Annotated in this window: 21 protein-coding genes and 2 tRNA genes; 4 read left to right on the top strand and 19 right to left on the bottom strand. The window is 35.8% G+C overall.

Annotation, left to right across the window (positions count from 1 at the left end):
* Together M983_RS13395 and M983_RS13390 are read right to left on the bottom strand one after the other, a co-directional pair.
* On the bottom strand, positions 1-1,857 hold a 1,857-nt coding region (locus M983_RS13395; protein WP_157091965.1), incomplete at its 3' end, for a filamentous hemagglutinin N-terminal domain-containing protein.
* 20 nt (positions 1,858-1,877) lie between these two features.
* Complete coding sequence (locus M983_RS13390) at positions 1,878-3,398, bottom strand: ShlB/FhaC/HecB family hemolysin secretion/activation protein (RefSeq protein WP_066751823.1); 1,521 nt, start codon at positions 3,396-3,398, stop codon at positions 1,878-1,880.
* A gap of 203 nt (positions 3,399-3,601) precedes the next feature.
* Between M983_RS13390 and modF the strand changes: the two genes are divergently transcribed.
* Both modF and gpmA read left to right on the top strand, forming a co-directional pair.
* Positions 3,602-5,068, top strand: a complete 1,467-nt coding sequence (gene modF / locus M983_RS13385) for a molybdate ABC transporter ATP-binding protein ModF (protein ID WP_066751814.1) — start codon at positions 3,602-3,604, stop codon at positions 5,066-5,068.
* A 358-nt stretch (positions 5,069-5,426) separates the two neighbouring features.
* Positions 5,427-6,179, top strand: a complete 753-nt coding sequence (gene gpmA / locus M983_RS13380; RefSeq protein WP_066751811.1) for a 2,3-diphosphoglycerate-dependent phosphoglycerate mutase — start codon at positions 5,427-5,429, stop codon at positions 6,177-6,179.
* 90 nt (positions 6,180-6,269) lie between these two features.
* Here gpmA and aroG read toward each other — a convergent pair whose 3' ends face one another.
* Positions 6,270-7,328 (bottom strand): 3-deoxy-7-phosphoheptulonate synthase AroG, encoded by a 1,059-nt coding sequence (gene aroG / locus M983_RS13375; RefSeq protein WP_066751808.1) that lies wholly within the window; start codon positions 7,326-7,328, stop codon positions 6,270-6,272.
* Positions 7,329-7,587: 259 nt separating this feature from the next.
* Positions 7,588-8,316 (bottom strand): nicotinamide riboside transporter PnuC, encoded by a 729-nt coding sequence (pnuC, locus tag M983_RS13370; protein WP_083954605.1) that lies wholly within the window; start codon positions 8,314-8,316, stop codon positions 7,588-7,590.
* Between the two features lie 264 nt (positions 8,317-8,580).
* Between pnuC and M983_RS13365 the strand changes: the two genes are divergently transcribed.
* Complete coding sequence (locus M983_RS13365) at positions 8,581-9,465, top strand: aminoglycoside 6-adenylyltransferase (protein ID WP_066751805.1); 885 nt, start codon at positions 8,581-8,583, stop codon at positions 9,463-9,465.
* Between the two features lie 302 nt (positions 9,466-9,767).
* Here M983_RS13365 and M983_RS13360 read toward each other — a convergent pair.
* From M983_RS13360 to M983_RS13310, 11 genes are all read right to left on the bottom strand, one after another.
* Positions 9,768-9,843 (bottom strand) — tRNA-Lys (locus M983_RS13360).
* Positions 9,844-9,919: 76 nt separating this feature from the next.
* Positions 9,920-9,995, bottom strand: a tRNA-Lys gene (locus M983_RS13355).
* 153 nt (positions 9,996-10,148) lie between these two features.
* Positions 10,149-10,913, bottom strand: a complete 765-nt coding sequence (gene cpoB, locus M983_RS13350) for a cell division protein CpoB (protein ID WP_066751802.1) — start codon at positions 10,911-10,913, stop codon at positions 10,149-10,151.
* Positions 10,914-10,922: 9 nt separating this feature from the next.
* Entirely contained in the window at positions 10,923-11,420 is a 498-nt protein-coding gene (pal, locus tag M983_RS13345) for a peptidoglycan-associated lipoprotein Pal (protein WP_066751799.1), read from the bottom strand.
* 44 nt (positions 11,421-11,464) lie between these two features.
* Positions 11,465-12,760: a Tol-Pal system beta propeller repeat protein TolB gene (tolB, locus tag M983_RS13340; RefSeq protein WP_066751797.1), complete on the bottom strand. Its 1,296-nt coding sequence runs from the start codon at positions 12,758-12,760 to the stop codon at positions 11,465-11,467.
* Between the two features lie 143 nt (positions 12,761-12,903).
* Entirely contained in the window at positions 12,904-13,974 is a 1,071-nt protein-coding gene (gene tolA, locus M983_RS13335) for a cell envelope integrity protein TolA (protein ID WP_066751794.1), read from the bottom strand.
* Between the two features lie 35 nt (positions 13,975-14,009).
* Entirely contained in the window at positions 14,010-14,435 is a 426-nt protein-coding gene (gene tolR / locus M983_RS13330; RefSeq protein WP_066751791.1) for a colicin uptake protein TolR, read from the bottom strand.
* 22 nt (positions 14,436-14,457) lie between these two features.
* On the bottom strand, positions 14,458-15,144 hold the full coding sequence (gene tolQ, locus M983_RS13325) for a Tol-Pal system protein TolQ (RefSeq protein WP_066751787.1): 687 nt from the start codon (positions 15,142-15,144) through the stop codon (positions 14,458-14,460).
* Complete coding sequence (gene ybgC, locus M983_RS13320; protein ID WP_066751784.1) at positions 15,144-15,539, bottom strand: tol-pal system-associated acyl-CoA thioesterase; 396 nt, start codon at positions 15,537-15,539, stop codon at positions 15,144-15,146. Before ybgC ends, tolQ begins: the two co-directional genes overlap by 1 nt.
* Positions 15,540-15,855: 316 nt before the next feature.
* On the bottom strand, positions 15,856-16,263 hold the full coding sequence (locus tag M983_RS13315; protein ID WP_066751781.1) for a DUF4440 domain-containing protein: 408 nt from the start codon (positions 16,261-16,263) through the stop codon (positions 15,856-15,858).
* Entirely contained in the window at positions 16,247-17,623 is a 1,377-nt protein-coding gene (locus M983_RS13310; protein ID WP_066751778.1) for an MFS transporter, read from the bottom strand. The genes M983_RS13315 and M983_RS13310 overlap by 17 nt, the downstream gene beginning before the upstream one ends.
* Positions 17,624-17,711: 88 nt before the next feature.
* Between M983_RS13310 and M983_RS13305 the strand changes: the two genes are divergently transcribed.
* Positions 17,712-18,602, top strand: coding sequence for a LysR family transcriptional regulator (locus tag M983_RS13305; protein ID WP_066751775.1), 891 nt, complete (start codon positions 17,712-17,714; stop codon positions 18,600-18,602).
* A gap of 107 nt (positions 18,603-18,709) precedes the next feature.
* On the opposite strand, the gene ybgE is transcribed toward M983_RS13305, so the two are convergent.
* The 4 genes from ybgE to cydA are packed head-to-tail and all read right to left on the bottom strand — an operon-like array spanning position 18,710 to position 21,860.
* On the bottom strand, positions 18,710-18,994 hold the full coding sequence (gene ybgE / locus M983_RS13300) for a cyd operon protein YbgE (protein ID WP_066751772.1): 285 nt from the start codon (positions 18,992-18,994) through the stop codon (positions 18,710-18,712).
* On the bottom strand, positions 18,994-19,107 hold the full coding sequence (gene cydX, locus M983_RS13295) for a cytochrome bd-I oxidase subunit CydX (protein ID WP_066751769.1): 114 nt from the start codon (positions 19,105-19,107) through the stop codon (positions 18,994-18,996). Before cydX ends, ybgE begins: the two co-directional genes overlap by 1 nt.
* 12 nt (positions 19,108-19,119) lie before the next feature.
* The gene (gene cydB / locus M983_RS13290; RefSeq protein WP_066751766.1) at positions 19,120-20,277 is read right to left on the bottom strand and encodes a cytochrome d ubiquinol oxidase subunit II; all 1,158 of its coding nucleotides are present in this window, start codon (positions 20,275-20,277) and stop codon (positions 19,120-19,122) included.
* Between the two features lie 14 nt (positions 20,278-20,291).
* Positions 20,292-21,860, bottom strand: coding sequence for a cytochrome ubiquinol oxidase subunit I (gene cydA, locus M983_RS13285; protein WP_066751763.1), 1,569 nt, complete (start codon positions 21,858-21,860; stop codon positions 20,292-20,294).
* Between the last annotated feature and the right edge of the window lie 420 nt (positions 21,861-22,280).

Below are 22,280 nucleotides of genomic sequence, written 5' to 3'. Positions count from 1 at the left end.
AGGTAGTACACTATTTTTTACTTTCTTAAGTTTATTGTTATCAACTGGAAATTTTCTTTCTAAACTTATACTATCTTTAAAATCTAAAACTAAACTTCCTCCTGATTTTAATATATATTCTGGATTATCATTTATGACAAACTCATAGTGACTTCCTGATTTTTTATATGAAATAGGATAATATTCTTGTTGAAATTTATCGATATCAAGATTAAACTTCTCTGAGTCAAAATGAAAATTATATTTAAATTTTTCATTTTCTAATAAATACGAGTCCCATAAATTCAAAAACCCTAAATGATTGTGAGATAATTTAGCATGACTTCCTGTTAAAATTAGATTATTGCTTGCACTAATTTTAGATTTATCACTAATTAATTCATTAGATTGTATATATGCATTTTTTCCTGAATCTATAACTCCTGGAGTATAATTTTTATTAAAGATAAATAATGTTCTTTCTGTATTTACACCACCATTTTTTCTTAGGTCTAACACATCAAACCATTTTTTATCAGTTAGCTCACTTATCTCAGGAACAAAATTGACAAAGATAAATTTTCGATAAAAATTTTCTGATGGGTTTAAAAATCTATCCCCTATACTAACAACATAATTAGAATTAGGATCTTGTTTTATTTCTTGATATAAAGGAGTTATAGATTCATTAACCAACTTCTTACTTCTAATTATCAAATCACCCTTTTCTGTTTTTATTGTGGCTGATTGATTTTCAATTAATGTGCTAGGGTCCCCTTTAGCATTTTTTTGTATCCATAAATTATCTGTAGATTTAATTAACGCTTTGCTACCTTTATTAGCAAGCTTATCTGTAAATAATCGCATATCTTTTTCTGCAATTATTTCACTATGATTTGTTAATGTATTAGTAGCTAAATTAATATCATTTTTTGCATTTAACTTTGCATTATTATTAATTTGTAATTCTTTGGTACTAATATTAATATCTTTCTTTGTTTGAATATTTCCATTGACAATAATTTTTCCATCAACGGTTAAATTCACACTGTTTTGATTTGTCTGAATATCACTTAAATTAACACCAACACCTTTTTCTGTACTAACTAGACGTATTTGATTGGCATACATTCCACCTAGTGCTTTCGTATCAATAGACAGCGTAGGTTTAACGCCTTCACTATTAATGCTATTTACTGTACCTTTATCAAAATCAATACGGTTATGACCTTGCATTAAAGAAAGGTTGTTAGCGTTAATTTTTCCATTTAATTCAAAGCGACGGCTAATAATGTCGGCATAATTCTGAGCTTGGAGATCTATACCTTGCGTGCCAATAACAACACTGCCTTTTTTCACTTCTATTGCCGAATAGGCACCTTGAGGGCTAAAAAGAGGTTTTCCTGTTGTGAGTGTAATTGCTGGGGTATTAATAAACGAACAACCATCACACGTAATGCCGTTAGGATTCGCAATTAAAACATCTGATTGTTGCCCTGCTACTTCTAATTTACCTAATAACTGTGAACGTTCATTTCCCACCACTTCATTAATAATTAAATGAGCTGCATTACCTTTTAAATGGCTATTTGCATTCACTTGTTTGGCTAATTGTGTATTAACAGATGTTGTTGCATTATTAAGCACAACACCTTGTTTGCCGACGTTAAAAGAATGAAATTTATTATGAGAAATACCATGATTATTAGGTTTAATAATATTAATAATAGGAACTGTATTTTGTTGGCTAATTTGAATATTTTTATCTGACGGAGTAATTGCTGAACTCCAGGCAGGATGCAAAGGGTAAATCGCAGTTAAATAAATAATGCCATAACAAATAATGCGTTGTTTTTTAGAAATTTCCTTTTCACACATAAAAACTCCTGTTTTATTTTTTAAATAGCTATAGAGATGGACCAAGATAAAGTCCATCTATTAGGTTGAGAAAATGAGGGTGGGTAAAATAACGGTTTATTAATTAAAACTTGTGAAGAGAATATTGATTTAGAAAATGAAGCACCTACTGCGCTACCTAATAAAGTCTGTTGCTTTGTTTGATATTGATCTGAATTGGCGACACCATAATCAACAGCGACACTAAATTTCCATTTTCCTACAAAAGAATTTAGCCACGGAGTATTAATTTCATTACGCCAGTAAAATCCTTTATTAGCATTCAAACTTTGCGTTTTATAACCACGAATAGAATTTAAACCACCTAATGATATTTTTTCTACACTATAAAGATTATCTGGTGTATGTTGTCCATAAAATGAGGATAAATAGATAAAATCTTTAGGTAATCGATATTGAAAAATAACATTAATACTTAGTTTTTTATAATGATTTCTAGGCGAATTATCAGCAATATAATCAGGCGATGCCCCCAAAAGAGAAAGTCCGATTTCTGCGGTTGGATTAATAATAAAATATCCATTAACAAAATTTAATTGATATTGTGGTGTAAAAAGGAATGAGGTAAGTATTGGGCTACTTATTAGTAATTTTTGATGTGCTAATTGAGTTTTTAATTTTTTATATTTTAAAGCTATCCCGGTTATTATTTTTTGTTGTTTATCACGATAGACTAAACGACGAATATCAATTTGTTGATTTGTATTACTAGTTTTATGAGGATAAGAATTATAGTTGCTTTTTAAAGGATGAACAGAGCGATGATGAGATATTTGATATTGATAAAACCAATATCCATAGGGAATATTGACACTTGCAGAATATGCTCGCTGATGATGAGAGTTAGAAAAATCAATATTGCTATTAAATAAAAAAGACCATTGTTCCCCTAATCCTAATAAAGAGTCTAGTATTGTCGAGCTAGTTAATACAATCTCACCTGTTGATTTAGAACCTGAATTATCAATTGTTAATTGACTATTTAGTGGGAATTTTTTATGTACTTTATTAATAAATACAGATGAATATCCCACTTTATCACTGGCTTGAATCTCCATTGTATATTGTGATGTAGTTAACCGATTTAGTTGCTCAAGCCCTTGTTCTAAATCACGTAAATTAAGAACTTTCTCTTTATATGATGGAAATATAATGGCAGATAATATTTTTGACGAATCATCAATAATAATTTTATTTATTTTCCCTTCAATTATTTGAATAGTGAGAGTTTTATTCGTTAGCGTTTGTTCAGAAATAAATGCCTGTGTGGTAATATATCCTTTTTCTATATAATAATTTGTGATTTGTTTTGTAATATCATTTATGTCATTTAAAGTTAAACAACGTTTTTGATAATCTAATATTAACTTTTCTTTTTCTTTATTGTTTAAGTAATTAGCTCCAAAAAGTATTATAGTATTAATATATCGACAATGTTTACTCTCAATATTATTAGCTAATGAACTTTTACTCATCAATAAAAATAAAAATAGCAATAACATTATTTTTTATATTTAATTTTATGCATATATAAATCTCCCTGAATAGAAATTTATATCATTGCATAAATATAAAATTTGAATGGCTATCATTTTATAAAAGTTTTATGATTTTGATTAATAGAGAGATACAGTTATTGACAATTAATTATTAACCCGATATTGATAAGTGTTCTACTTGCTCTTAAAGACCAAGGATTATAATAATGAAATACTTGCAACTTGAAAAAACACAATTTCGTTTAAATGATCGTCGCTGTTTACAAATCGAGCATTTAACAATCAATGAAGGTGATAGCTGGGCTTTTGTCGGTAGTAATGGCAGTGGTAAAACAGCATTGGCAAATGCATTAAGCCAAGAAAGTCTTTTGCTAACAGGAAATATGATCAATACCTTTCGCCATCCTATCAGTCTCTCTTTGGAAAAACTGCAAAAATTAATTGAAGAAGAATGGCGACGTAATAACACTGATTTACTCAGTGAGGGTGAAGAAGATACAGGATTAACTGTTGCACAAGTTATCCAAATGCAGATTACTGATAATCATCGCTGTTTATTTTTAGCACAACAATTTGGTATTGAACATTTACTATCAAGACGTTTTAAATATCTTTCAACGGGTGAATCACGCAAAGTATTACTTATTCAGTTATTAATGGGTGAGCCTGATTTACTTATTTTAGATGAACCTTTTGATGGATTGGATATCGAATCACGCCATGCACTAAATGAACTATTAACCCAATTGCATCAACAAAATCTGACCATTGTTCTTATTTTAAATCGCTTTAGTGATATTCCTGACTTTGTTCAACATGCAGGTCTATTAATCAACTGTGAATTAGTTATTCAAGGTGAAAAAGAGAATGTTCTTTCTGATTCGGTTATTGGCCAGCTATCTCATAGTGAATCGCTAGAAAATTTAGTATTACCTGAACGTGATGTAGTAGATGCTATTCCTGCACTTCCTCCTACTCTTTCCCCCATTATTTTAAAAAATGGTGTTGTAAGTTATAACGATAAACCTGTACTTCATCATTTAAACTGGGAAGTAAAACCACAACAACACTGGCAAATTTTAGGACCTAATGGCGCAGGAAAATCGACATTATTAAGCTTGATAACGGGTGATCACCCACAAGGTTATAGTAATGATTTAACGTTATTTGGCAGAAAAAGAGGAAGTGGTGAAACAATCTGGGAAATAAAACAACATATTGGCTATGTGAGTAATGCATTACATCAAAGCTATCGTGTTTCTTCTAGTGTGAGAAATGTCATTATTTCTGGTTTTCATGACTCAATTGGTATTTATCAAGCAATTACAGATAAACAACAAAAACTCGCTGATGAATGGTTAGCCTTAATCGGATTAACTGCACAAGAAAGCGCACCATTCCATTCTCTTTCATGGGGACAACAACGCTTAGTGTTAATTGTAAGAGCATTAGTCAAACACCCCACACTTCTTATTCTTGATGAGCCTTTACAAGGATTAGATACCACCAATAGATTACTCGTACAGCGATTTATCGATATTATGATTAGCAATAGCAACACACAGCTTTTATTTGTGAGCCATCATCAAGAGGATGCACCTTCATGTATTACTCATCGACTTACTTTTATAAAAGACAATGATATTTACCGCTATCAACAAGAAGTTTGCTAAGTCATTCTCTTTATTTTTTTAGATAGGACAAAAAGCAATAAATAGAAAGTGCTGGTTTACGAGCAACTCTAGATATTTTTATCATTAATTAATTCGCTTATTTTGAAGAAAATGTAATTGATTAAAATTACCGCATATTATGTTTTTTGCTTTTTCATGTAGATCCCGCTAGATTAGTAGCTTGATCGATTAAGCAAAAGGCATTGTTTCTGTATATTATTTCATCAAACAGAAAGTGTTTTTGACTTAATCACCCTTGTTTTGTTAGTTATATTTGGCGTTCTGGTCTATGAACCATATAATGATGATAGGCTGATTTTAAACTTATATTAAAAAAGTAATTATAGGAGTCTAAACTATGGCAGTAACTAAGCTTGTGCTAGTTCGACACGGTGAAAGTGTTTGGAACAAAGAAAACCGTTTTACAGGCTGGACTGACGTTGAGTTATCTGAAAAAGGCCGTCATGAAGCGCAAGAAGCAGGTAAACTGCTAAAAGCTGAAGGTTTTACTTTTGATTACGCATACACCTCTGTTCTAAAACGTGCAATTCACACACTGTGGAACATTCTTGATGAAGTCGATCAACAATGGCTACCTGTTGAGAAAAACTGGAAATTAAACGAACGTCATTATGGTGCTCTGCAAGGCTTAAACAAAGCTGAAACCGCTGAAAAATATGGTGATGAGCAAGTAAAACAATGGCGTCGTGGTTTTGCGGTGACTCCACCAGAATTAACTAAAGATGATGAGCGTTTCCCAGGTAAAGATCCTCGTTATGCATCTTTAACACCTGCTGAATTACCATTAACAGAAAGCCTAGCACTGACTATCGAACGTGTAACCCCATACTGGGAAGAAGTGATCAAACCACGTGTTGCTTCAGGTGAAAAAGTGATTGTTGCTGCTCACGGTAACTCTTTACGTGCTCTTGTTAAATATTTAGATAACATGAGCGAAGATGAAATTCTTGAGCTGAATATCCCAACTGCGGTACCTTTAGTTTACGAATTTGATGAAAACATGAAACCAATCAAACGTTACTATTTAGGTAATGCTGACGAAATCGCAGCAAAAGCAGCAGCTGTTGCTAACCAAGGTAAAGCAAAATAATTTTTGTTTAACTTTGTCAGTTACTAAATAGCAAAATGCCACTTTACAGTGGCATTTTTTATACTTGAAATTAATGATGTATTCTATTTATTACGGCTTATTACGACGCTCAGTAACAGCATCGGCTAATTGGCGTAATAAAACTTCAGTATCATCCCAGCCAATACATGCATCAGTTACACTTTTACCATAAACTAAAGGTTCGCCACTTTCTAAAGATTGGCTACCTTCTACTAAATGGCTTTCAATCATCACACCAATCAGTGATTTTTCACCACCACTAATTTGCTGACAAATATCTGCGCCAACTTCCATTTGTTTTTTAAATTGCTTACAGCTATTAGCGTGGCTGAAATCGACCATTACATTTTGAGGCAAACCCGCTTTTTTCAACCCTTCTTTAACTTCAGCAACATGTTTTGCACTGTAATTCGGCTCTTTACCACCACGTAAAATAATGTGGCAATCACCATTACCCGCAGTACGTACAATGGCAGAATGCCCCCACTTTGTTACAGATAAAAAGCAGTGTGGTGAGCTTGCTGCATTAATTGCATCAATCGCAACTTTTATTGTGCCATCAGTCCCATTTTTAAAACCAACAGGGCATGATAAGCCTGATGATAATTCACGGTGAACTTGTGATTCTGTTGTACGAGCCCCAATAGCCCCCCAACTCATTAAATCAGCCACATATTGTGGTGTTATCATATCGAGGAATTCACCTGCTGTTGGCAATCCGCTGTCATTGATAGTTAAGAGAAGATCTCGAGCAATACGTAACCCCTCATTAATATCAAAAGTGTGATCCATATGGGGATCGTTAATTAGCCCTTTCCAGCCTACTGTTGTACGTGGCTTTTCAAAGTAAACTCGCATAACGATTTCTAGTTTATCTTTAAGCTCTTCTCTTAGAAGGCTTAAGCGTTGTGCATATTCTAATGCCGCTTTAGGATCATGAATTGAACAAGGCCCAATGACAACTAATAAGCGATCATCTTTTCCAGAAAGGATTTGATGAATTGCATCACGGGCATGATGAACAGTAGAAGCTGCATTACTTGTTGCTGGAAATTTTTCTAATAACGCAACTGGCGGTAAAAGTTCGTTGATTTGAGTTATTTTAAGATCATCATTTTGGTAATTCATTCCCGTGTATCCACTCTCTATTTTCTAGTAAACGTTATTGTTGATTTCCCAATCTAACCATTCGTTTTCTATCTGTAAACACCCTTTCTAGTCGTAGGGGTAAGAGAGAATTATCTAAAAAAGGGTGCTCACTACGTAGTGCCCCTTTTAAACAAAATAATGATTCATAATTTCATTAAAGATAAGAATAAAAACAATGAATATCAAAGTGGATAGAAAATATAACTCTATCCACTTTTTTATTAGGAAGGAATATTAATTAAGAAAAGATATTATTTTTATTATTATTTTTCGCCGCTTTTATCCATAAACGAGAACCATTAATGGCGATAGCAAGTAATAGAATATATTCTATCGACATAGCGTATACGCCTTGCTTATAGAATATAACGATACTGATGACGTTAATCACAGACCAAATTAACCAGTTTTCAACTAATTTACGTGTCATTAAGATCATTGCTACAATTGAAAGTACCGTCATTGCTGAATCCCAGAACGGAAAAGCATCTGGCTCTAGAATAGGGGCTGCTAAGTTGGCTCCAAAGAGGTTTAATAAATCAACCGCAGTGAAAGCTAAAAAGCCAAAAACTTTGTCTATATTAAAAGTCAGCACAATAATTGCCACGGCAGAAATAGTCACCATGGCAATACTATGACTTGGTTTTAACCAACGTATTTTTAATTCAGCTTGATGTAGGCTGTTAACTCGGCTCCATGCGTACCAGCCATAAATATTGGCAACAAAGAAAAAGATTTGAAGTAATAAGCTTGCATATAATTGAATTTGAAAAAAGATGATAGCAAATAAAGTGACATTGATAAGGCCAAATACGTAATTCACTATTTTTTCTTGGCTTGCTAACCAGATACAAAGTAACCCTGCTATAGTACCGACAGCTTCAATCCATGAAAGGGGATAACCTTCTTTACCCAATGGAATATTGACTAAAATAGTATTGATACTAAACCAACTCATGATATCCATCTTACTACCCCATCTTAATCATAGAAAAATAAATAAAAACAAAGGTGATTTTGACATCTTGCAAAGTATTAAAGATATATTATAAATTCCCATTTATACCATTTATAATAGCAGTAAGTTTCTAATACTAAACTTCTTGTCATTTTCTAAAAATAATAACAAAGAAATGTTTTATATACTAAACAATTTAGTTTCTAAGTATCTTTAACAAAAAAAATAATAACGCATTTTTTACAGTCTTAAATACTAGAGAGAATTATCAGTATGGAGCCAACCACACGTTTGATCGACACTATGCTATCTTTTGCTTTACTCGATCCTAGAATTGAAGTTGTTATATTAACAGGATCATTAGGCCGTAATAAAAACATAGACAGTTATTCTGATATTGATATAGAACTTATTGGTCATGGTGCGACTGAACTCGCAAAAAGCCAACATTGGCTTGTTCAATTTGGTGAAAGTCTGGTTAATTTACAATCAGAATGTGAAGATCCTGAAAAAACAACTTGGCCTATCTATTTAAACGTCTTAGCTCAAGGGCGAAAAATGGATATTATGATGGCAGAGCCTGAACGCATTAATAATATGATATCAAATGGTCTTAGCCCAATTTATCAGCGTGGCTATGAGGTATTACTTGATAAAACGGGCTTGTGCAATAAATTACCAAAAAAAAGCGCTATAACGTCTCCTAAGCTGACAAAACAACAAGCCCAAGATAATGCTCAAGAATTTTGGTTTGAGGCCTCACAGGTTGCTATAGCTATTTTACGACATGAATTTTGGATTGCGGGCTCTCGAATGAATGATATGAGAGCATGGTTGCTATCTTTACTTGAACAAGTTGCCTTGCAAAACTCATCAGAAGATGTGTGGTATCAAGGTAAACATTTAAAAGAATGGTTACCTAAGTTTTATTCTTTACGCTCTCTTGAAAGTACATTTGCAATGAGCACACCTTATGAAGCTTCTGCTTCATTAACAATTATTATGGCTTTTTTTGCTGATGCTTCTAAACGTTTAGGAATAGAAGATAATATTGCAACTAAAATGCAAGAACTAACTAGTGACTGGTTAATTGATAATGAGTTTTTAACTGAAAATGAATATAACCGCATTAAAGCATCGATAATTTGCCAGTATTAATTAGCCAGTAAATCGCTTAATCATTTTTTTATAACTTTATAATAAAGGATAGTTTTCTTAATATTAAGAAAGCTATTTTTATATAGTTTTAGGTATAAAAAGCACTGATTGATTGATTGATTGATTGATTGATTGATTGATTGATTGATTGATTGATTGATTGATTGATTGATTGATTGATTGATTGATTGATTGATTGATTGATTGATTTTTTGAGGATAAATAAAAAGAAATATTAAAACAAGCTGTTAGTTTGATATTTCGTGGTAATGAGTTAGGAAAATTAGGAAGGGAATTTGAAATGGTGGGTCGTGGGCGATTCGAACGCCCGACCAATTGATTAAAAGTCAACTGCTCTACCGGCTGAGCTAACGACCCATTTCAATTTAACTAACAACGCAATATAGCTATTACGCCTAAAACAATGCGCTAAAGATAACAAGGTGAATTCGAATGGTGGGTCGTGGGCGATTCGAACGCCCGACCAATTGATTAAAAGTCAACTGCTCTACCGGCTGAGCTAACGACCCTTTCGAACTCGCCACATTCTCTGTGGCAACGGCGGGTTATAATACTGATTTAATGTTTTTGTGCAATGCTTTTTTTTAAAAAAAAGGCCAACAGCTTAAAAAACAATCAGTTAGCCCCAAAAATGCGCATTATTGGCATTTCGGGGCTACTGATTAGAGTGTATCTAATTGCTTTTGTGCTGATTTAGCACCGGCACTATTTGGATATTGTTTAATAACCTGTTGATACACTGCTTTAGCATTATCCTTTTGCCCTTTCTCTTGCATGATCAAACCAATTTTGTAAAAGGCTTCACTTGCTTTTTGAGATTTAGGATAATTTTTAACAACCGTAGCAAAAGTACTTGCTGCCTGATCCTTATTACCTTTTAAGTAATACATCTGTCCTAACCAAAAGTTTGCATTAGATTGATAACTAGATTTAGGATAGTTGCTAATAAAATTGTTTAACTCGACAATCGCTTTATCGTAATCTTTTGAATTAAGTACGATATCAACTGCCGCGTTATAATCCGCTTTTTCATCACCTTTCGAACTTGTATCTGTAGGTGTAGAAGTAGGATTATTGTCAGCTTGTGTTGTTTGTGGTGTAGTTGAAGCTCCACCACTATTGAGTCCATCAAGTTGCTGATAGATATTTCGTTGACGCTCTACAACTTGGTTTAATTGGTATTGGTTTTCCTGAATTTGACCACGCAACATATCAATATCACGCTGAGAATCTGCAAGTTGTTGCTGTAATTGGGTCAAAAGCTGGCTGTGAGCATTTGAAATACGCTCAAGTTGGATGAGTCTATCATCAGTAGAGCCTGAACCGATATTACTGATTGGCGCTTGGGCAATAGCGGCTACAGGAGCCGCTACGCCAACCAGTAACAACAGACTCATCAATAAAGGTCTGAAGTTACTGTTGTTCATGCCGTTCTCTTAGTAAACCAGTACTGCACGACGGTTTTTCGCATAAGCTGCTTCGTCATGACCCAGAACTGCTGGTTTTTCTTTACCGTAAGAAACGATTGATATTTGATCAACAGAAACGCCTCTACCTTGTAGATACGTTTTAACTGCGTTTGCACGGCGTTCACCTAACGCGATGTTGTACTCAGGAGTACCACGTTCGTCAGCGTGACCTTCTACAGTGACTTTGTATGAAGGGTTAGCACGTAAAAAAGCAGCATGTTGATCTAACATGTTTGCATAATCAGAGTTAACATCATATTTATCGAAACCGAAGTAAACGATATTATTTTGTTGTAGTTGTTCTAATTGTTGACGCGCTAATTCTTCAGCAGTAGAGCCACTTTGCTCAACAACTGGAACATTATTTGTATCTGTTTGATCATCGTTTTTGTTTGAGCTACATGCTGCAACAGCAACGAGTGGTAATGCTAACATCAACCCTTTAAACACTTTGTTTAATTGCATCTCTATTTGTTCCTTTATTGTTTGCCATACATAATTTTTATGCATCACATAAACGGAGACCAGGCAGGCGATTTCACTTGCCCATCAGTCGCCGGAAGACGCGCTTTGAAACGTCCATCAGTCGATACTAGTTGCAATATGGTACCTAACCCTTGAGTAGAGCTATAAATTACCATAGTGCCATTAGGCGCGATGCTTGGCGTTTCATCTAGAAACGTATCTGTTAGATATTGTACGGAATTCGTTTCTAGATCCTGCTTAGCGATATGTTGTCTACCGCTTTCAGAACTTACCATAACTAAGAAGCTACCATCAGGACTTACAGCAGGGTTTTGGTTTTGTTTACCTTCCCAAGTAAGGCGCTCTGGTGTGCCGCCGTTAATATTAATTTTATAAATTTGTGGACGACCACCTTGGTCTGAGGTGTAGACTAAAGTTTGTCCATCAGGCATCCATGTTGGCTCAGTATTATTACTTCTACCATTAGTTACCTGTGTCATATTGCCACTTGCTAAATCCATAATATACAGATTTAAACTTCCACTTTTTGAGAGTGCGAAGGCAAGTTTAGAACCATCTGGTGAAAATGCAGGTGCACCATTGTGTCTTGGAAATGATGCAATTTGGCGCACTTCACCCGTTGCTAATGTTTGTACAACTAATGCTGATTTGCCACTTTCAAAAGTAACATAAGCAAGTTTAGTACCATCTGGTGACCATGCTGGTGACATTAATGGTTGTGATGAACGATATACGCGGTCTTGATTAAACCCATCATAATCAGAAACGCGCAGTTCATAAGGGTATGCACCACCATTAGTCACTACAACATAAGCAATTCGAGTGCGAAATGCACCACGAATACCTGTTAATTTTTCAAATACTTCATCACTTGCGGTATGTGCAGCATAACGTAACCATTTTGAAGGTACTTTATACTCACTTTGTGATAATACCGCACCTGGAGAGCCTGCTACATCCACTAGCTGATAACTCACAACATATTGGCCATCAGCAGAAGGTTGAACACGACCAACAACCACAGAATCGATACCTAATGCAGTCCAAAGTGCAGGTTGGACTTCTGATGCCGTAACAGGTTGTTGAGGCATACGAGATACATCGATTGGGTTAAACTTTCCGCTATTGCGTAAATCAGCCGCGACCACACCAGCAATATCTTCTGGCATTTGACCTGTGCCTTCCCATTTAAAAGGGATAACACCAATAGGGCGCGCACTATTTACCCCTTGTGTGATTTCAATTCGAACTTCAGCATTAGCCAGAGTGGTAACGCATAGTATTAAAAGTCCGAAAATAACATTTAATGCCTGCTTCATCATGTCTCCCTTTTATTATTGCGATTATATGCGCAATAACGCACAGAATAGTAACAAACGCTTCTAAACAACACCATACAGCACATCAATAACATTCTAAAATCATTACGAATATGTGTACATTTCACTACAGTTAGTCAGTATTAAGGCTTAAACTCAATTCTTGAAGTTTTTACATCATTATAAATATCTTTCGGTGGCTTAGGTAGCTTAGCCGTATTCGCAGCCCTTAATGCTACTTGACATAATGCGGGATCTCCGCCAACGATAGAAGCATTAATCAATAAGCCATCTGGTGCAATATTTATTCTAAGTTCACACGTTTTGCCGCGGTATAAATCAGGGTCGATAAATTTTTGTTCAATGGCGGCTTTTAGTTGACCTTTATATTTATCAACGCCTTCACCATTTGCACCTGTTTTACCGCCACCTTTACCCGCTGCTGATGCTCCGCTTTGCTTGCTACCATCTGCCATTAAACCATCAAGTAAGTTATCAACATCCTTACTTTGCTGTTGTGAGGCAGCTTTCGCTTTAGCTTCTGCTGCCGCTTTGGCTTTTGCTTCAGCCACTTTTTTATCTGCTTCTGCTTTCGCTTTTGCCTCAGCGGCTTTTTTATCGGCCTCTGCTTTCGCTTTAGCCTCTGCTGCCGCTTTGGCTTTAGCTTCTTCTTTTTGCTTTGCAGCAACTATCTCAGCTTGTTTTTTAGCTTCAGCTTCTGCTTTTTCTTTCGCTTCGGCTTGCTCTTTTAAAATCTTATCACGTTCTGCTTTCGCTTGAGCAACAGCTTCTTCTGCCTTTTTCTGCTCTTCTTTTATCTTAGCCGCTGCGGCGTCTGATTCACGACGCTGTGCTTCAGCAGCTTCTTTTGCTTGCAAACGTTCCATTTCTAACGCTTTCAAGCGTTCTTGTTCTTTAGCTTGCTGTTGACGCAACTCTTCTTCTTGTTGTTGAGAGCGCATCTTGCGTTCTTGTTCTGCTTTTTGTACGTTTGTTTGCTGTGCTTTTTGCTGATTATATTGCTCAACCATGGTATTAGGATCAACCATGATTGCATCAACAATCTGCCCATCCTCACCACCGCCACCGCCTAAATCCCATTTCTGAGTAAGCGCGCCCCAGATAAGTAACGCGATGACAAGCAAGTGCAAAACAACAGACAAAATCACAGAACCGCTTAGCTTATCCCGGGTTGGTTTCGTCTTTTTTCCCACGCTATTATCCAATCTCTAGCTTATTCGACCCTAAATTATATAGGGTTCGTCATTAACCCAACGGATTTTACGCCAGATTGACGTAATATATTGAGTGCTTTAATTATCTCATCATAAGGAACTTCTTTTGAACCACCAATAAGAAAAACCTGCTTAGGATTTTGTTCTAATTGCTTTCTTGCAAAATCCATAATTTGCTCTGGTGGTAAAAGCTCCAAGGTATCTTGGTCAAATTTAATATTATATTGTCCCACACCCGCAACTTCGACAATAACGGGAGGATTATCTGCCGTAGAAACAGTTTGTGTATCTGTTGCATCAGGAAGATCAACTTCAACACTTTGCGAGATAATAGGTGCAGTTGCCATAAAAATAAGCAAAAGAACCAATAAAACATCAAGCAAAGGAACGATGTTAATTTCTGATTTTACGCCTCGGCGGCTACTGCGACCACGTGCCATCAGCTCTCTCCTTCTGCTTTAACTATTTTTTTTCTGCGCTGGTGAAAGCTTGGCGATGTAAAATCGTCAGGAACTCTTCCATAAAGTTATCATAACTTTGTTCTAGCTTATTAACACGCTGAGTGAAGCGGTTATAAGCCATAACTGCGGGGATTGCCGCAAATAAACCGATAGCGGTTGCAATAAGTGCTTCGGCAATACCAGGAGCAACCATTTGCAGTGTTGCTTGTTTTACACTACCTAGCGCAATAAACGCATGCATGATCCCCCAAACTGTACCAAATAGACCAATATAGGGACTAATTGAACCAACAGTTCCAAGAAAAGGAATATGCGTTTCTAAAGATTCTAATTCACGATTAAATGAAACACGCATTGCTCTTGATGCACCATTGACAACAGCATCAGGAGAATGAACATGCGCTTGATGTAAGCGAGCGAACTCTTTAAAACCAGAATGGAATATTTGCTCTGAACCTGAAAGATCATCACGTCGAGCTTGGCTCTCTTTATATAAACGAGCTAAATCAGTACCTGACCAGAATTTATCTTCAAAGTCAGCGGCCTCACGGTCTGCGGCATTTAACACTTTAGTTCGTTGAATAATAATCGCCCAAGATGCAATTGAAAATCCGATCAACAATAACATGATCAGCTTAACTAAAAGCCCCGCTTTTAGAAAGAGATCGATAACATTCATGTCAGCCACTACTTAAACTCCGCGATAATGGACTTAGGAAGCGCGATAGGCTTCATTTTTAATGAATCGACGCAGACAATTAATACTTCTGCGCTACACAATATACAGCCATCTTGATTAATCAGCTTTTGAGAAAATGTCATTGAAACACCTCTCAATTCAGTAATTTCACTTTTCACTTGCAAAAGATCATCAAGCTTAGCCGGTGCAATATAATCAATAGATAATTTACGAACAACAAAAGCAACATGATATTTATCTAATAAATCATGTTGATAAAAACCTTTTTCTCTGAGTAGTTCTGTTCTTGCACGCTCAAAATAATTGAGATAATTAGCATGGTAAACAACACCACCAGCATCAGTATCTTCGTAATAAACGCGAACTGGCCAAAGAAACTGCATAATTCCGTCCTTACTGTCTTAAGTTAATCCCAAGTTAAGTCCATAAATAATTTATAGATCTATTAACTATACTTAAGAGGTACCCCTAAGGGAATCGATAGTAACGTAAAGAATAGAAAATACAAATTTCAGGCGCCAATCATAAACTCTTCTTTGCAACACGCAATATGCTTTATGCGTTAAAGCATAAAAATATTTTTCTTATTCCCTGTAAAAATACTTGCTAATTTACAATTAGTAGTACAACAACTTCAAAAATGTATTTTTATATGACAAAAAAGCACCAGCAATATTGCTAGTACTCTTTACAAATCAGTTAATTACATAAAGTAGATGTTTCATGAAGATAATACCACTGCCAAGGGTTTTCATAAGACTCTCGTCTCATTAATACTATCGACTTTCGTGTAAGATTTTTCTCATTTTCATAATGGACCTCTTGATATGTGGCTGCGATTAAATGTTTTGTTTGATACAGCACTTTATAATTACTCGTTTTAATTGTGAGCGTTGGTCTTTTCCCTGCATTTTGTCTGAACATCTGAATCGCATCTTCATACTTAATCGTATTTCCATTAATGCCTACCATTGAAAAGTCTTTTGCTAAGATATTTTCAATATTCTCAATCGCGTTTTCATCTAATGGCGATTGTGTAAAAATAGTTTCGATATGGGTATGTAGTGATTCTATACTTTTTATAATTAAATCAAGATTGAGTTCCATTTTGTATTTCCTGTTGAAATGTTTTTTTCTTTAGCACTAATAATAATGTCAGTGGTAATACTCCAACTAACGCGCATATTAAAAAGGTAATGTGATAAGCCATTTGTGGAATAAAAAAGAGAGTAAGTAAATTAAATATCATTGCGACAACAGTAGCGCCGACACTAAAAACAACTTGACGATTAATATTCCAAATCACGCTAGCCTGAACCAAGTTTTGTGAATCAAAATCGTAAAGTGCCGTGGTTTGAGCAGTATTAGCCCCTATTCCCCCACCAATGCCAATAATTAAGTAAGCGATCGCTAATAATAAAATATCGCTATGACTATTAATGAATATCAATAGAAAAATACCAAAGCTGTGAAGCATCAAAGCTAAGATAAATAAATGCTTCATCCCAAGTTTATTATAAAGAAAACCACTCACAACTATGGAAATAAAGGCACCTATTGCATACAGCAACATAAACAATCCAGTGCCTTGCCCTGTAAATTTTAAATATTCTTGTAAATAAAAAATGGCCAGTATATTTATGCCTGTAAATACACCTGGAATGCAATAATAAATAAAAATAGAAAGTGATAATTTTTTATTTTTTAATAAAGCTAAATTAATGACTGAGAAAGATGCTTTCTTGTAGTGACGGTAATATAAAATGCAAAATAGTGTAGCGACGAGTAGTGAAAATAATGCTAATACAATAGATTGATATTCACCATAAGCAGAAAGCGCAAACAAACCAAAGACGATAATTAAACTGATAAAGACAATACCTTTAATATCAGGTGCAACTTTACCCTGTGGTCGTACTTCATTAACCCAAATAAAAGCAAGAAAGGCGGTTAATAGAGAAAAAGGAATATTGCTATAAAAAACCCAACGCCAAGAAACAGTATCGACAATAAAGCCCCCTAATGTTGGTGAAATAGCCGGAGCAATAAGCGCTATAGCCATTACTAATGTTGATACTTTACTTCTTTCATTCCCTTGAAAATAATGAAAAGTTAGTGCTTGCCCTATTGGAATAATCAACCCGCCACTTATCCCTTGAATAAAACGCCAAATAATAAGTTCACTAAATGTCGAAGAATATCCTGCAAAAGCAACAGAAATACTAAAAAGTAGCATAGAGCTTACCATTAAGGCTCTTATACCAAAACGTTGAGATAACCAATGGCTTAATGGAATAATTAGCGTTAATCCTAATATATAGCTATTTGAAACCCAAGTAACCGAAACAATAGACACATTCATTTCTAGTGCAATTGCCGGTAAGGCGATTGCCGACATAAAAATATTAATACAGTCTATAAAAAATCCGAGTAGAAAAATAACCGTAATTTTGTAGCGATAAGTCATAAAATCCTCCGCATAGAGAGTACGAAAGATTGACGAATAACGTCTATCTGACAAAATAGAATTCATTGTTTAATCAGAGTAAACAATCATGCAAAATCAGATAGACAGAATTCGTTCTTTTATTGCTGTTGTCGATACGGGTTCATTCACTCAGGCAGCAGCTTATTTACGATTAAGTAAATCTATGGTCAGTATTCATATTAAAACGTTAGAAACAGATTTAGGCGTTTCTTTGCTTAATCGAAATACTCGTCATTTCTCTTTGACTGAAACTGGGGAAATTCTATATCAAGATTTTAAACAGGCTTTAGCGCAATTAGAGCACACTATTGATAAAGCACGATTAGGCCAACAAGTATTGCAAGGTTATTTACGTATAAGTTCCACGGCGGAATTCGGCGAGAATTATATTTTGCCATTACTCAGTCAATTTGTGCGGCAACATTCCCAATTAAAAATACAGTATTTGTTTAACTCGTCTATCGATGATTTAATCAATCATAAACTTGATTTAGCAATTCGCTTAGGAACATTAAAAGACAGTAATTACCGCTATACAAAGTTGGCAGATTATTCTATTAGTTTGGTGGCTAGCGCTAATTTATTAGAGAAATTCTCATTACAAAATATAACCGATTTAGACGCTATTCCCTATTTAGCGAATAGCAATTTGCGCCATAGTAAACTTTCAACCGATTTGCAGTTAAATACCCTGCTATCACAATTACATCAAAAATCTTTTTTTGAAACCAATACTATTGCTGCATTAAAAGCGATGGCTTTACAACATCAAGGAATGGCTTTTTTGCCTCGTTGGTATATTCAACAAGAATTACAGCAAGGTGATCTTATAGCATTATTCCCTGATATGCCTTTGGTCTCTCAATCAGTTAATGCCCTATTTCCTTATAGTAGCCATATACCACGAAAAACGCGTTTATTTATTGATTACTTAAAAGACAATATTAAGCTTAATTGATAGCAATACTGGCAAAATAGATAAAGAACATATAGTGAAATAGAGAGTAGTAACAAATGAAAATGCCTTATTTCTCATTAATATATAAAAAGAAATAAGGCATTTTTTTAGAAGAAGAAATAATATAGCCCAACAACTAAGATAATAATTGCAGGGATTGGATGTAATAACCATTGTGCAATAGGGCGTTTCGGTCTATATGCTAATCCAAATATTGCGCCTGCACATACAGCCCAGATAAGCAATGCACCTTGCCATATCGCAAGCGAACTTGTATTCGCAGCAAAACGGCTAGGATCCCACATAATGCAAAATGCCATCCCTAATGCCATGATTAAAACAAGAGCCCTAATAGGGCCCTTGTTTAACAGTTGGTAGCTTTTATCCAACATTATTCTTCACTTTCTGAAGTTTTTTTAGCTTCAGCATGTTCGAATGCCAGTCCTGCGATTACCGCAATACTACAAGCGAAGAGTGTGCCTAGAAGCCATGCAAAATACCACATTCTCTATGCTCCTTAGTAAAGAGTATGATTATTGCCTTCGATAAATTTCTTATCAAGGCGACCATGCATTTTCCAGTAACACCAGATGGTGTAAAGGAGAACGATAGGTACAAAGATAATCGCAACAACAGTCATGACTTGCAGTGTAAACAGACTAGATGTTGCATCCCACAGAGTTAGACTCACATCAGGATGGCTTGAAGAAGGCATCACAAATGGGAATAGAGTCACACCAAAGGTTAGGATGATACAAGCAATTGTCAGTGAGGTGAACAAGAATGCCCAGCCACCTTTATTTGCCTTTGTTGCAACCATCGCCAGTAAAGGACATAGCAGGCCTAATGCAGGTAATATCCATAACAGTGGGTATTTGTTGAAGTTGGTCATCCAAGCACCCGCTTCATGAGAAACAGTTTTCAGCAAAGGAGAAGAAGGACCCGCAGTATCAACTGCACTTGTTATGATAAAGCCATCAATACCATAGATTAACCATACACCTGCAACTGCAAAGGCGATGAATGTAATTAATCCAGCGATATAAGTTGCTTTACGTGCACGCTCATGTAATTCACCAGAGGTACGCATTTGAAGATAAGTTGCACCATGTGCAATGATCATCATTAAGCTCACAACACCCGCTAATAAACCATAAGGATTTAATAAGCCTAATAGGTTGATAAGTGCGTTAGTCGTACCGTTATAAGAAACGCGTTGCATGCTATCAACTTCTAGTGGAACACCTTGTAATAGGTTACCAAAAGCGACACCAATAACTAATGGCGGAACAAAGCTACCAATGAAGATACCCCAATCCCACATACCACGCCATTTTGGTGATTCTAATTTAGAGCGATAGTCGAAACCAACAGGACGGAAAAACAGCGCTGCCAGTACAAAAATCATACCAAAATAGAAACCAGAGAATGCCGCAGCATAGACCATTGGCCATGCAGCAAACAATGCACCACCTGCTGTGATTAACCATACTTGGTTACCATCCCAGTGAGGTGCAACAGAGTTGATTAAAATACGGCGTTCAGTGTCATTTTTTGCGATAACACGCAATAGCACACCAACACCCATATCGAAACCATCAGTGACCGCAAAGCCGATCAGTAAGATACCAATCAGTAGCCACCAGACAAATCGTAAAACTTCATAATCAAACATAGTGGACTCCTGTGTTACTTACTTTGTGCAGAAGATGTTGACTTCTGTTCAAAGTGATAGCGACCCGTCTTCAGGCTACTAGGCCCAAGGCGACCAAATTTGAACATCAGGAACATTTCGGCAACCAAGAACAGAGTGTACAGGCCACAAATCAGTCCCATAGAAACCAGGAGATCTGCTGGTGTCAATGATGAAGTCGCTACCGCAGTCGGTAGAATTTCACCAATTGCCCATGGTTGGCGTCCATACTCAGCAACAAACCAGCCTGCTTCAATCGCAATCCAAGGTAATGGAATAGCAAATAATGCTGCACGTAGCAACCAAGTGTATTTACCTACACGATTAGTCAGTACAGTCCAGAAGGAGATTGCAACGATGAGTAACATCAAGAAGCCACAAGCGACCATGATACGGAATGACCAGAACAGAGGAGCAACTTTAGGAATTGTATCTTTAGCCGCTGCTTTGATTTGTTCTTCAGAGGCATCAACAACTTTATCGGTATAACGTTTTAATAATAAACCGTAACCTAAATCGTGTTTGATATCATTAAACGCAGCTCGAACAGCAGGATCTGTATTACCAGAGCGTAACTCATCTAGTAATTCATACGCCTTCATACCATTACGAATACGAACTTCGTGTTGGCTCATTAAATCATGCAAACCTAATACTGGCGTATTAATTGAACGCGTTGCAATAATCCCCATGACATAAGGAATTTGTAATGCAAACGAGTTTTCCATTTTTTCTTGATTAGGAAATGCAATTAAATTGAACGCAGCCGGCGCAGGTTCTGTATGCCACTCACCTTCTATCGCGGCTAATTTTGTTTTCTGCACGTCACCCATTTCGTATCCTGATTCATCACCTAATACGATTACAGATAACACGGCAGCAATACCAAAAGTCGCAGCAACAGTGAAAGAGCGTTTAGCAAAACCGATATCACGGCCTTTAAGCATGTAGTAAGAGCTGATACCTAAAATAAAGAAAGCACCAGTACAGTAACCCGCAGCAACAGTATGAACGAATTTAACTTGAGCAACTGGGTTTAGAACCAAGTCAGCAAAGCTCAACATTTCCATTCTCATGGTTTCAAAGTTGAAGTCTGCTGCTACTGGGTTTTGCATCCAACCATTCGCAACAAGGATCCATAAAGCAGAGAAGTTAGAACCAAATGCAACTAACCAAGTTACCATAAGGTGCTGTCTCTTACCTAAGCGATCCCATCCGAAGAAGAATAACCCGACAAAAGTAGATTCTAAGAAGAACGCCATTAAACCTTCGATTGCTAAAGGCGCACCGAAGATATCACCGACGTAATGAGAGAAGTAAGACCAGTTAGTACCAAATTGGAACTCCATGGTCAACCCAGTTGCGACACCTAGAGCAAAGTTAATACCGAATAACTTACCCCAGAACTTTGTCATATCTTTGTAAATTTGTTTACCTGACAGTACATATATCGTTTCCATGATTGCCAGCAAAAACGCCATACCAAGCGTCAATGGGACAAACAGGAAGTGATACATAGCTGTTAAGGCAAACTGTAACCGTGACAGTTCGACAATATCAAACATCTTGACTCCTTGCTCCTAGCAGGAAGACACCGACTTGCGGCAACCCGACTTTAATTTAAAAAATTAAGCCTCATAACTACCAGCAATAAATGCCTCTAAAAACAACAACGAATATTTAAAGACCAAAAACACAATACCTTACAAATAGTACGCCTATATTTACATAATATAAATATATTTTGCGTGACCCAGATTTGAATTCTGAGGTTAGGTCAACTATACAACTTTTAGATTAGTAATAGCATATTTGATCGAGTGCCAATTTAAGCATAATCAGAAAATTTTTCCACAATTAATAACTTGACCCACATCAAAAAAACACTTTAATGTTAACTAGTTGCGAAAAAATTACTTAATAGTTATTCCTTTGTTAACTTAATGTTGTTTTTATTTCTAAGTATAATTTACCTCCGTAGGTTT

The sequence above is a fragment of the Proteus myxofaciens ATCC 19692 genome (assembly GCF_001654855.1).
GTDB lineage: Bacteria > Pseudomonadota > Gammaproteobacteria > Enterobacterales > Enterobacteriaceae > Proteus > Proteus myxofaciens.
Note: the sequence above shows the minus strand (reverse complement) of the source record. Positions and strands in the feature narration are given on the sequence as shown.